General features: G+C 70.4%; 14 protein-coding genes and 1 tRNA gene. 8 read left to right on the top strand and 7 right to left on the bottom strand.

What is annotated here, in order from left to right; genetic code table 11:
* Window positions 1-2: 2 nt before the first annotated feature.
* A complete protein-coding gene (locus ABD151_RS06610; protein WP_343992551.1) occupies window positions 3-1,076 on the bottom strand; it encodes a carboxylate-amine ligase in 1,074 nt (357 codons plus the stop codon).
* Window positions 1,077-1,264: 188 nt separating this feature from the next.
* Between ABD151_RS06610 and ABD151_RS06605 the strand changes: the two genes are divergently transcribed.
* A complete protein-coding gene (locus tag ABD151_RS06605; protein ID WP_343992549.1) occupies window positions 1,265-1,549 on the top strand; it encodes an excalibur calcium-binding domain-containing protein in 285 nt (94 codons plus the stop codon).
* 73 nt (window positions 1,550-1,622) lie between these two features.
* Here ABD151_RS06605 and ABD151_RS06600 read toward each other — a convergent pair whose 3' ends face one another.
* Window positions 1,623-2,069, bottom strand: coding sequence for a PaaI family thioesterase (locus tag ABD151_RS06600; RefSeq protein ID WP_343992547.1), 447 nt, complete (start codon window positions 2,067-2,069; stop codon window positions 1,623-1,625).
* 379 nt (window positions 2,070-2,448) lie between these two features.
* Here ABD151_RS06600 and ABD151_RS06595 point away from each other — a divergent pair, with 379 nt between their 5' ends.
* Complete coding sequence (locus ABD151_RS06595) at window positions 2,449-2,640, top strand: hypothetical protein (protein WP_343992545.1); 192 nt, start codon at window positions 2,449-2,451, stop codon at window positions 2,638-2,640.
* 15 nt (window positions 2,641-2,655) lie between these two features.
* On the opposite strand, the gene ABD151_RS06590 is transcribed toward ABD151_RS06595, so the two are convergent.
* Both ABD151_RS06590 and ABD151_RS06585 read right to left on the bottom strand, forming a co-directional pair.
* Window positions 2,656-3,075, bottom strand: a complete 420-nt coding sequence (locus ABD151_RS06590; RefSeq protein WP_343992543.1) for a hypothetical protein — start codon at window positions 3,073-3,075, stop codon at window positions 2,656-2,658.
* Window positions 3,076-3,178: 103 nt separating this feature from the next.
* Window positions 3,179-3,267, bottom strand: a tRNA-Leu gene (locus ABD151_RS06585).
* A gap of 78 nt (window positions 3,268-3,345) precedes the next feature.
* Between ABD151_RS06585 and ABD151_RS06580 the strand changes: the two genes are divergently transcribed.
* Window positions 3,346-4,686, top strand: a complete 1,341-nt coding sequence (locus tag ABD151_RS06580; protein ID WP_343992542.1) for a M20/M25/M40 family metallo-hydrolase — start codon at window positions 3,346-3,348, stop codon at window positions 4,684-4,686.
* A gap of 51 nt (window positions 4,687-4,737) precedes the next feature.
* Here the strand turns inward: ABD151_RS06580 and ABD151_RS06575 are convergent, their stop codons facing one another.
* Together ABD151_RS06575 and ABD151_RS06570 are read right to left on the bottom strand one after the other, a co-directional pair.
* Complete coding sequence (locus tag ABD151_RS06575; RefSeq protein ID WP_343992540.1) at window positions 4,738-4,965, bottom strand: DUF5703 family protein; 228 nt, start codon at window positions 4,963-4,965, stop codon at window positions 4,738-4,740.
* A 2-nt stretch (window positions 4,966-4,967) separates the two neighbouring features.
* Complete coding sequence (locus tag ABD151_RS06570; protein WP_343992538.1) at window positions 4,968-5,918, bottom strand: aldo/keto reductase; 951 nt, start codon at window positions 5,916-5,918, stop codon at window positions 4,968-4,970.
* 98 nt (window positions 5,919-6,016) lie between these two features.
* Between ABD151_RS06570 and ABD151_RS06565 the strand changes: the two genes are divergently transcribed.
* Window positions 6,017-6,841 (top strand): undecaprenyl-diphosphate phosphatase, encoded by an 825-nt coding sequence (locus ABD151_RS06565; protein WP_343992536.1) that lies wholly within the window; start codon window positions 6,017-6,019, stop codon window positions 6,839-6,841.
* 63 nt (window positions 6,842-6,904) lie between these two features.
* Here ABD151_RS06565 and corA read toward each other — a convergent pair whose 3' ends face one another.
* Entirely contained in the window at window positions 6,905-7,885 is a 981-nt protein-coding gene (gene corA, locus ABD151_RS06560) for a magnesium/cobalt transporter CorA (protein WP_343992534.1), read from the bottom strand.
* Between the two features lie 33 nt (window positions 7,886-7,918).
* Here corA and ABD151_RS06555 point away from each other — a divergent pair, with 33 nt between their 5' ends.
* The 4 genes from ABD151_RS06555 to mshC all read left to right on the top strand — a co-directional run.
* On the top strand, window positions 7,919-8,614 hold the full coding sequence (locus tag ABD151_RS06555; protein WP_343992532.1) for an MSMEG_4193 family putative phosphomutase: 696 nt from the start codon (window positions 7,919-7,921) through the stop codon (window positions 8,612-8,614).
* A 19-nt stretch (window positions 8,615-8,633) separates the two neighbouring features.
* Window positions 8,634-9,203 carry a DUF3090 domain-containing protein gene (locus tag ABD151_RS06550; RefSeq protein ID WP_343992531.1) on the top strand — a complete coding sequence of 190 codons (570 nt, stop codon included), beginning with the start codon at window positions 8,634-8,636 and terminating at the stop codon, window positions 9,201-9,203.
* Complete coding sequence (locus tag ABD151_RS06545; RefSeq protein WP_343992529.1) at window positions 9,200-9,958, top strand: SCO1664 family protein; 759 nt, start codon at window positions 9,200-9,202, stop codon at window positions 9,956-9,958. Before ABD151_RS06550 ends, ABD151_RS06545 begins: the two co-directional genes overlap by 4 nt.
* A gap of 32 nt (window positions 9,959-9,990) precedes the next feature.
* Window positions 9,991-11,081 (top strand): cysteine--1-D-myo-inosityl 2-amino-2-deoxy-alpha-D-glucopyranoside ligase (gene mshC, locus ABD151_RS06540; protein WP_343992527.1); only part of this gene is annotated, 1,091 nt, incomplete at its 3' end.

Raw genomic sequence — 11,081 nt, 5'->3', positions numbered from 1 at the left:
GCTCAGTCGGCGTGGCCGGCGGTGACCCGGGCCAGCTGGGCGACCACCTCCGAGAGCCGGTTGGTCCGGGCGAGGACGGCCCGCTGCTGGCTGGCACCGTTGCCGTCCTGCAGGATGCGCGCCACTTGATCGCGAGCGAACTCCAGGTCGCCGTTCGCGGCGAGTGCCGGCGTCACCAGGTCGACCAGGCGCTGCACCACGTCGTGTGCCGGCGTCGGCCTCAGGGTGTGCGGGTCGAGCAGCGTGCCCTCGAGGCCGTGCCGGGACGCCTGCCAGGTGGCGAGCCGTATCCAGGAGGTGGCGATGTCCGGTGGGGGTCGCCGCTCCGCGACGACGGTGTCGACCAGAGCCCGGCACAGGGCGGCGAGCAGGACCGTGTCGCGCACATCGGGACAGACGTCGGCGACTCGGATCTCGATGGTCGGATACCTGGCCGAGAGCCGGGCGTCGAAGTAGACCATCGCGACGTCCATCAGCACGCCGGTCTCCACCATCCGCTGCACCGTGGCGCGGTAGTCGGCGCCGTCGGCGAACAGATCGGGCGGCCCGCTGGAGGGCCAGCGAGCCATGGCCTGGGCGCGGAAGCTGGCGAAGCGGGTGTCGTGGCCCTGCCAGAACGGCGAGTTGGCGCTGAGGGCGAGCAGCACCGGGAGCCAGATCCGGATGCCGTTGAGCGCGACGGCGCCCTCGTCGTCGGAGTCGACTGCCACATGCACATGACAGCCGCAGGTCAGCTGCTCGGTCGCGGTGATCCCGTAGCGCTCGACCATCGCTCGGTAGCGGTCCTCGGGCACGACCTGCGACGTCGTCTCCGTCGGCGCGGTGCCGGAGGCGACCACCCTGGCCCCCTCCGCACGGGCTGCGGCGATCGCCACGTCGCGCGATGCGCGCAGGTCGGCCGCCAGCACGTCGAGGCTGGAGCGCGGGGGAGAGTCCGTCTCCAGCTGCTGGCGCTTGAACTCCGTGGTCAGATCGTGGTCCCCGCGCGCGATCACCTTGCCGGCCACCCCGAGCGGACGCCCGCTCTGGTGGTCGACCACCAGCAGCTCCTCCTCGACGCCCACGGTCCGGATCACCCTGCCAGTGTGCGCCCGGCAGACGCCGTCCGCCTGCCCCGGATGGAGAATTTGTCATCAGGTGAGCAAATCCGGGGTCTTCTGCGGCAGCTTGCCTGATTCCGCCGCGGGCCGGTCGGCGGTCGGCTTGGCTGGGGGCCGCGGCCGCACCCGAGAGCGGTCGCCGAGTCGAGAGGAAGCACAGCACCATGAGGATGCCCCACCTGGCCGTCGGCCTGGCAACGGTCGCGTTGGCGATCGGTCCGCTCAGCGTCGTCGAGAGCGCTGAGGCCGCGATGCCGAAGCAGTTCAAGAACTGCACCGCGTTGCAGAAGGTCTACCCGCACGGCGTCGGCAAGAACAAGGCCAAGGACCGCACCAGCGGCACGCCGGTCACCACCTTCAAGCGCTCCACTGCGATCTACAACAAGGCGATGAGCCACAACAAGCGCCTGGACGCCGACAAGGACGGCATCGCCTGCGAGAAGCGCTGACCAGAGCCCCCGCCTGTCGCCTCGGGCGGGAAGACGTAGGGCCCCGATCGGGGCGGGGCCCTGCGTTCCAGGCTCAGGTCTCCGGGTAGCTGTGCGGGTCGTAGCCGATCAGCGCGGCGTGCTCGGCGTAGCGCTCGCGGAGCTGGGCCGGGAGGATGAAGATGCCCTCCGCCTGCACGCAGACGCCGTCCTCGTCGCCGATGGTGCCGGACACGAAGGTCTTCACGCCCTCGGTGCGGGTCGCCTTGGCCTGGACGCGCAACCGGCCCAGGGGAGTGCCGCGCAGGTAGCGCAGGGTCAGCGTTCCGGTCATTCCCGGGGCACCGGCGACCTCGGCAGCTGCGCCGAGCGCCTGGTCCAGGATCAGGGCCGAGACGCCGCCGTGGGTGAGGTGGTTCGGGCCCTCGTAGGCGGCCCCCAGGGTGAACTCCGCCCAGACGGTGCCGTCCGGCTCCGCGACCAGGCGGACCGGCGGCGCGATCGGGTTGCGGTGGCCGACTACGGCGTTGCCCCAACCCATCCGCTTGCCCTGCGCGGTCCAGGTGACGCCGAGCGGGCCATCGATCTGCTCGGCGCGCAGCCGGGCCGTCTGCGCGCGGATCGCGGCGGCGACGCCGCCCAGCTCGGCGGCGTCGGCCGTGGTGCGGACGGTGGCGTCGATCAGGNGATCAGGTCGCGCACCGCCTCGGTCAGCGCGGCGTAGCGCTGACGCTCCGCCTCGATGCCGGCGTCGTCGAGGTCGACGAACCGGGGCGGTGGGGGAGTCTTGTCGGCAGTGGTCGCGCTCACGCCCGGAACCTACCCGAGCGACCCATCCGGGTTGGGCGGAACCTGCCAAACTGCTCGCCGGACGACGCACCGCGGGTTAGCGTGGAGGCCCCTGGTGAAGGAGACGGACCATGGTTCTCGGAATTCTCGGTGGACTCGTCGGCCTCGCGGTCGTCGTAGAGGTGGCATCGCGGGTGCGCGAGCGCCGCCACGGCCCCCGCGCCAAGGCCCCCACCTCGCCGCAGACCCCCGGGTTGCCCACCCATCTGCCCGGCCACACGCCGCACCACGGGATGTGGACAAGTGGAGGCGGCGGCAGTTGAGAGACGCCCGGTCGGTCAGCGGCGAACCGAGACCTCAGGCCAGTCATCGCCCTCGTTGAGCGGGTCCGTCTCCTGCAGGACCAACCACCATCCGTCGTCATCAGCATGCACGGGGTGGTGCGCGGCCCCGATGTGGACGACGGCCTGGTCGCCGGGTCGGCCACGCCCGACCGCCCATGCCAACCGGCCCGCGTAGCCCCAGCAGGCAGAGTCCTCAAGGTGAGCGGGGTATTCGACGTCATCGGCCTGGGCGATCGGTTGCCACCCCGAGGCGCCGCGCTGGAAGACGGTGAGGCAGATCTCGCGATGGTCCCCATTGAGATCGTCGAAGCGGACGGCGAACCCGTCCTGGTGGAGAACCTGGCGAACGACCCCGTACTTCGGGTTCTCCGAGGTCCACAGTGCTTCGGGATGGTCGGTGGTCGCGTCACTCACGGGATGATCCTCGCCGCTGATCTCGCGCGGTGCCACCGGATTCCGGCGCGTCGTGAAAATGCAGAACGGGCCAGGATCTCTCCTGGCCCGTTTTGATTCCTGCTGGTGTCCGAGGGGGGACTTGAACCCCCACGCCCGATAAAGGGCACTAGCACCTCAAGCTAGCGCGTCTGCCTATTCCGCCACCCGGACGAGTGCGGTGAAACCATAACAACACCTTGGCCCAGAACGCACATCGGGCCCCTTCCACCGAGATGACAAGATGGCGGCATGGCTGAGCAGAGCAGTCCGATCGGGACGGGTGAGGGACAAAACGGGGCATACGACGCAGCGGCCGAGGTCGTGGATCTGTGTCGCGAGCTGATCCGGATCGACACCTCCAACTACGGCGACGGCGACGGCCCCGGTGAGCGGAAGGCCGCCGAGTACGTCGCGACGCTGCTCGATGAGGTCGGCATCGAGAGCACGCTGATGGAGTCGGAGCCGGGCCGCACCTCGCTGGTCGCGCGGTGGGGCGACGGCGACGGCGAGCCCCTGCTGATCCACGGTCACCTCGACGTCGTCCCTGCTGCGGCTGAGGATTGGCGCTTCGATCCGTTCGCAGCCGAGGTCCACGACGGCTATCTGTGGGGCCGCGGCACCGTGGACATGAAGGACTTCGACGCGATGGCGCTCTCGGTGATCCGGGCCCGGGTCCGCGCCGGCGCGCACCCGCGTCGCCCGATCGTGCTCTGCTTCACCGCGGACGAGGAGGCCGGCGGCCACAAGGGCGCCCAGCACGTCGTCGAGCAGTACCCGGAGCTGATCGCCGACTGCACCGAGGCGGTCGGCGAGGTCGGCGGCTTCAGCACCACCGTTCGTGGCAAGCGGATCTACCTGATCGAGGCCGCCGAGAAGGGCATGGCCTGGCTCAAGCTCACCGCCCGCGGCAAGGCAGGCCACGGCTCGATGATCAACACGGACAACGCGATCAGCCGGCTCAGCGGTGCCGTGGCGCGGATCGGCGCCTACCAGTGGCCGGTGCGGCTCACCCCAGCGATGGAGGTGCTGCTGGCAGCCGTGGCCGACATCGCCGGCACCGAGGCGACGCCGGAGAACGCCCAGAGCCTGATCGAGGAGTTCGAGTCCAGCGCCGCGATGCTCGGCTCGACCATCGCCAACATCTGCAACCCGACCATGCTCGACGCCGGGTACAAGGTGAACGTGATCCCCAGCGAGGCAACGGCGCACGTCGACGGCCGGTTCCTGCCGGGCTACGAGGACGAGTTCTTTGCGACCCTCGCCGAGCTCTGCGGGGACGGCGTCGCCTGGGAGGCCGTCTCCCACCAGCAGCCGTGGGCCTCGCCGTTCGAGGGCCGGCTGGTGGACGCGATGACCGCCTCGCTGCTGGACGCCGATCCGGACGCCGTCGTCGCACCGTTCCTGATGGGCGCGGGCACCGACGCCAAGCACTTCCGCAAGCTCGGCATGGAGTCCTATGGCTTCGCGCCGCTGCGGCTGCCCGCAGACCTCGACTTCGGCTCGTTGTTCCACGGCGTCGACGAGCGGGTGCCGCTGGATGCGCTGGAGTTCGGGGCGCGGGTGTTCGACCGGTTCCTCGACCTGGCCTGAGGTGCGCGTCGCGAGGAGCGCAAGCTCGGGCGTAACAAGCGCAGGCTCGGGCTAGAGGTAGAAGCTGGGGCGGGTCTGCCGGATGATCTTGCGGCGCAGCACGATCCGGCGCACGCCGTCGCTCTTGATCTGCACCCGGGCGAGCTCCCAGCCGCCGTTCTCGGCGCGCTCGACGAGCATCCGGGTGACCAGGCTCTTGCTCAGCTCACGCGGCAGGGTGATCCGGTCGAACTCCCACTCCATGCCCTTGCGCAAGGCACGACGCTCGACCGCAGCCATGGCTACTCGCCCGCCGAGACGTCGTCGAGGGCCTCGATCAGGGCCGGTGGCAGGGCCAGGGCCTCGGTGCTCAGCGAGGCTCGAAGCTGGGCAGCGGTCCGTGCCCCGACGATCGGTGCCGTGACGCCGGTGCGGTCGCGCACCCAGGTCAGGGCCACCTCGATCGGCGTCCAGCCCAACCCCTCGGCCGCGGCGATCACGGCCTCCACGATCTGCTGGTTGCGCGGCGTCAGGTAGCTGCCGACGAAGTTGGCGAAGTGCGGCGAGGCGGCGCGGGAGTCGGCCGGCGTCCCGGTGCGGTACTTGCCGGTGAGCACGCCGCGGCCCAGCGGCGACCAGGGGAAGACGCCCAGGCCCATCGCCTCGGCAGCAGGCAGCACCTCGTGCTCGACCTGGCGGTTCAGCAGCGAGTACTCGACCTGGGTCGAGGCCAGCGTCGCCCGGCCCGGCACCGCGCGCTGCCAGGTGGCCGCCTGCGCGCTCTGCCAGCCGCCGTAGTTGGAGATGCCGACATAGGCCACCCGGCCGCTGCTCACCGCGTAGTCGAGCGCGGAGAGGGTCTCCTCCAGCGGCACGTCGTCGACCCAGGTGTGCACCTGCCACAGGTCCACGTGGTCCACGCCGAGCCGCTTGAGGGACTCGTCGAGCGAGCGGAGCATGGTGCCGCGCGAGGTGTCGGTCTCCCGCACGCCACGACGCCGGGAGATGCCGGCCTTGGTGGCGAGCACGACGTCCTCACGGGGGACGACGTCGCCGAGCAGGCTGCCGATCAGCTCCTCCGAGGCACCGTCGCCGTAGCCGGCCGCGGTGTCGATCAGGGTGCCGCCTGCCTCGGTGAAGGCGATCAGCTGGTCGCGTGCCTCGTGCTCGTCGGTGTCGCGGCCCCAGGTCAGGGTGCCCAGGCCGAGACGAGAGACCTTCAATCCGGTGTTGCCGACCGCACGCTGCTGCATGCGGCAAACGTTAGGACACACCTGGTCGTCACACTCGCGCGGCTCGCCGGAGCAGGAGTCGCGTGCTCGCCGTGGGGCGGCCCGTAGGCTTCCGGGTTGTGATCGAGTTCCTCAAAGCGGTGTTCCTGGGCGTCCTGCAGGGCCTGACCGAGTTCCTGCCCATCTCCAGCAGTGCGCACCTGCGGATCTTCCCCGAGCTCTTCGGCTGGGGCGACCCGGGCGCTGCGTTCACCGCGGTGATCCAGATCGGCACCGAGCTGGCGGTGCTGATCTACTTCCGCAAGGACATCTGGCGGATCGCCACGATGTGGCTGCGCTCGCTGGTGAAGGCCGAGTATCGCGGCCACGCCGACGCCCGGATGGGTTGGTACATCATCATCGGCTCGATGCCGATCGTGATCCTCGGCATCCTGCTCAAGGACGTCATCGAGAACGACTTCCGCAACCTCTGGGTGATCGGCACGACCCTGATCGTGCTCGGCCTGATCCTCGGCATCGCGGACCGGATGAGCCGCTCGGACAAGACGCTCAAGGACGTCGGCGTCCGCGAGGCGGTGCTGCTCGGCGCGGCCCAGGCCGCGGCCCTGATCCCCGGCGTCTCGCGCTCCGGCGCCACCATCTCGATGGGCCGCTTCCTCGGCTTCGACCGGGAGACGGCGACCCGCTTCGCCTTCCTGCTGGCGATCCCTGCCGTCGTCGGCGCCGGGCTCTTCGAGCTCAAGGAGATCCCGCACGGGCACAACGACTTCGGCTGGGGGCCGACGATCACCGCGACCGTCGTCTCGTTCCTGGTCGGCTACGCCGCGATCGCCTGGCTGCTGCGCTACGTCTCCACCAAGTCGTACACGCCGTTCGTGATCTACCGGGTGGCGCTCGGCGCGTTCGTGCTGATCATGCTCGCGACCGGCGTCCTGAGCGCTTGAGCCGCTCGATGTGAGCGGAGCGCTGGGTTCGGGCGCGATTTGCGACGCTGAGGTCACATTGGGCTAGAGCCAGCCGGAGCGCTTGAAGAAGATCCACGCCGCCAGCGACGAGAGCGCCATCAGGCCCAGTGCGAACGGGTACCCGAACGCCCAGTGCAGCTCCGGCATGTGGTCGAAGTTCATGCCGTACACCGAGCCGATCAGGGTGGGGGCCGCGATCAGGCCCACGCCTGCCGAGATCTTGCGCATGTCGTCGTTCTGCTGCACCGAGATCCGGGCCTGCTGCGCATCGAACGCCGACGACAGCAGGACGTCGAGGGTGTCGATGGTCTCCGCCACCCGGTTGAGGTGGTCGCCGATGTCGCGGAAGTAGGGCGCCGCCTCCGCGGACATCCCCGGCACGCTCGCCTCCGAGGCGCGCCGGACCGGCTCGCGCAACGGCAGCACCGCGCGGCGCACCTCGGCCAGCTCCCGCTTGAGCACATAGATCCTGGGCGAGTCGTCGGTGCGCTCGGGGGAGAAGACCGACGCCTCGACCTCGTCCACGTCCTCCTCCAGCTCCGCGGCGACCGCCTCGTAGGCGTCCACCACCCGGTCGCAGATCGCGTAGACCACCGACGTCGGCCCGTGCGCGGCCAGCTCGGGGTGCGCCTCCAGGTAGCCGCGCGAGCCACGCAGGTCGCTGCCCTGGCCGTGCCGCACCGAGACCACGAAGTCGGAACCGATGAAGAGGTTGATCTCGCCGGTCTCGACGGCGTCCTCCTCGTCCACGTACCAGAGCGTCTTGAGCACCAGGAAGAGTGAGTCCTGGTACTGCTCCAGCTTGGGCCGCTGGTGCGCCTTCACTGCGTCCTCGACGGCGAGCCGGTGCAGGCCGAAGACGTCGGCGACCGTCGCCAGCTCCTCGGCGGAGGGCTCGTGCAGCCCGACCCAGACGAAGCTGCTCGCGTCCGAGCACCGCGCGCGGACAGCGGCGAGGTCCGAGATGTCGGTGTCGAGGGGCACCCGGACCCCGTTGCGATAGAGCGCGCTGTCAACGATCACAAACGCGAGGGTACGCCGCGTAGGCTCCGCTGCATGGCAACCGTGATCCTGCTGCGCCATGGCCGCAGCACCGCCAACACCGGTGGCGTGCTCGCCGGCCGCTCGCTCGGCGTCTCCCTCGACGAACACGGTCGCGCCCAGGCCGTCGCCGCCGCGGAGCGGGTCGCCGGGCTCCGGCTCAGCGGGGTGTTCTCCAGCCCGATGGAGCGCTGCCAGCAGACGGCGGCCCCGATCCTCGCCGGTCGCGACCTGGAGCTGCGCGTCGAGGAGGGCCTGACCGAGTGCGACTACGGCTCGTGGACCGGTCAGCAGATCAAGGACCTGCTCAAGGAGCCGCTCTGGCGCACCGTGCAGCAGCACCCGTCAGCGGTGACCTTCCCCGACGGCGAGGCGATGGCCGCACTCGCCGCGCGGGCGGTGGCCACCGTGCGCCGGATCGACGCCGAGGTCGAGCAGGCCGACGGCGCCGGAGCGGTCTGGGTCGCGGTCAGCCACGGCGACGTGATCAAGGCGGTGCTCGCCGACGCACTGGGCATGCACCTCGACCTCTTCCAGCGCCTGCACATCGACCCGGCCTCGATCTCGGTGATCCGCTACACCGAGCACCGCCCGTTCGTGCTCGCCAGCAACACCGCCGCAGGCGAGCTGACCTGGCTGGCCGCCAAGCCGCCCGTGGACGAGGCACCTGCAGGTGACGCCGTCGTCGGCGGCGGCGCGGGCGCTGCCTGAGCCCTACTAGGCTTGCGGCATGGCTTCTGTGGTGCATCTCTTCGACCCGCCGGACCGGTTCGTCGTCGGGACCGTCGGTGAGCCCGGTCAACGCGCCTTCTTCCTCCAGGCCCGCTCGGCGCGGCGACTGGTCACCGTGGGCATCGAGAAGCAGCAGGTGGCGGTCCTCGCCGAGCGGCTCGACAACCTGCTGGACACCCTGATGGAGGACGAGGGCACCAAGACCCTGATCCCCGCGGTGGCGCCGTTCCTGTTGCAGGACAATGGTCCGCTGGAGCAGCCGATCGAGGAGGAGTTCCGCGCCGGCACGATGACGCTGTCGTGGGACACCCGCGACGACCGGATCATCATCGAGGTCTTCCCCTTCGACGAGGAGTTCGACCTCAGCCTGGAGGAGGGCACCGAGGTGCCCGAGCCCGACGAGGTCTTCCTGGTCCGGATCGGCGCAGGGGAGGCCCGCGCCTTCGTGAAGCGGGCCGAGGTCGTGGTCGGAGCCGGCCGCGAGTCGTGCCCGTTCTGCGGCAACCCGATCGACCCGGCAGGTCACCTCTGCGTTCGCGCCAACGGCTTCCGGCGGCGCGACCCGTGACCCTGGCCGAGGCGCTTCCGCTGCCGTTGGAGCTGACCGGCCGGGTGATGCCGGCCTCGAACGCCACCTTCATCGGCCGGCTCGGCGAGCTCCAGGTCGTCTACAAGCCGGTGCGCGGCGAGCAGCCGCTGTGGGACTTCCCCGACGGCACCTTGGCCGAGCGCGAGTACGCGGCCTTCCTGGTCTCGCAGTCCTTGGGCTGGGAGGTCGTGCCGCCCACCGTGCTGCGTGACGGCCCGCACGGCGTCGGGATGGTGCAGGAGTGGAAGGAGCCCGACCCGGAGCAGGCCGCGGTGGACATCGTGGCGCCCGATGAGGTGCCGGCCGGGTTCCGGCACGTGTTGGACGCCCAGGACGGCGCCGGCCGCCCGGTGGCGCTGGTCCACGAGGACTCGGCGCCGATGCGGCGGATGGCGGTCTTCGACGTGCTGATCAACAACGGCGACCGCAAGGGCGGTCATGTGCTGGCGATGGCGGACGGCCACCGCTACGGCGTCGACCATGGGGTGGCCTTCCACGTCGAGCCCAAGCTGCGCACCGTGCTGTGGGGCTGGGCCGAGGAGCCACTGAGCGACGACGAGCTGATCGCGGTGGGCCGGGTGGCTGCCGACGACGAGCTGCGCGAGCGGCTCTACGAGCTGCTGACGATGGCGGAGGTGGAGCAGTTCTTCAGCCGTTGCGCCGAGCTGATCGCCGAGGCCGCCTTCCCGATCCCGGACGGCTCCTGGCCGGCCATTCCGTGGCCTGCCTTCTGAACGTCCTTTCCTGATCCTCTAGGCTTCGCGACATGCGCACCTGGTCAGCTCCAGAGGTCCCGTCCCTGCCCGTGAACGGTCCGCAGGTCAGCCTGCACAACACCGCCACGGGTCAGTTGCAGAAGACCTCGCCGACCGGTGCCGCGCGGCTCTACGTCTGCGGCATCACGCCCTACGACGCCACCCACATGGGGCACGCCGCCACCTACGTCGCCTTCGATCTGCTCAACCGCGCCTGGCGCAACGCCGGTCACGACGTCACCTACGTGCAGAACGTCACCGACGTCGACGACCCGCTGCTGGAGCGTGCCACCAAGGTCAAGGTGGACTGGGTCGAGCTCGCCGAGCGTGAGACCCAGCTCTTCCGCGAGGACATGGAGGCGCTGCGGGTGCTCCCGCCGGCCCACTACGTCGGTGCGGTCGAGTCGATCCCGCTGGTGATCGAGCTGATCCAGCGCCTGCAGCAGACCGGTGCGGTCTACCAGGTGGAGACCGACCTCTACTTCTCGGTCGGCGCCGACGACGCCTTCGGCTCGGTCTCCAACCTGGAGCGCGACGTGATGGTCTCGCTGTTCGGCGAGCGCGGCGGCGACCCGGAGCGCGCGGGCAAGAAGGACCCGCTCGACTGCGTGCTGTGGCGCGGCGAGCGCGAGGGCGAGCCCAGCTGGGAGAGCCCGTTCGGCCCCGGCCGTCCCGGCTGGCACATCGAGTGCGCGGCGATCGCGCTCGAGCACCTGGGCACCGGCTTCGACGTCCAGGCCGGTGGCAGTGACCTGGTCTTCCCGCACCACGAGATGTGTGCCGGCGAGGTCCAGGTGGCACACCCGGGCTCGAAGTTCGCCGAGCTCTACGCCCACGCCGGCATGGTCGCCTACGACGGCGAGAAGATGTCGAAGTCGCTGGGCAACCTGGTCTTCGTCTCGGCGCTGCGGCTCAGCGAGGTCGACCCGATGGCGATCCGGCTCACCCTGCTGCGTCAGCACTACCGCAGCGACTGGGAGTGGACCGACGACCAGCTCTGGTCGAGCGTCGACGCCCTGGACGCCTGGCGGCTCGCGATCGCCCGTGACACCGGTGCGCCGAGCGCCGACGTCGTCACCGAGGTGCTGGCGGCGCTGGCCGA

The organism is Nocardioides dubius (genome assembly GCF_039528155.1).
Lineage (GTDB): Bacteria > Actinomycetota > Actinomycetes > Propionibacteriales > Nocardioidaceae > Nocardioides > Nocardioides dubius.
This window is presented reverse-complemented; position numbering and strand designations above follow the sequence as displayed.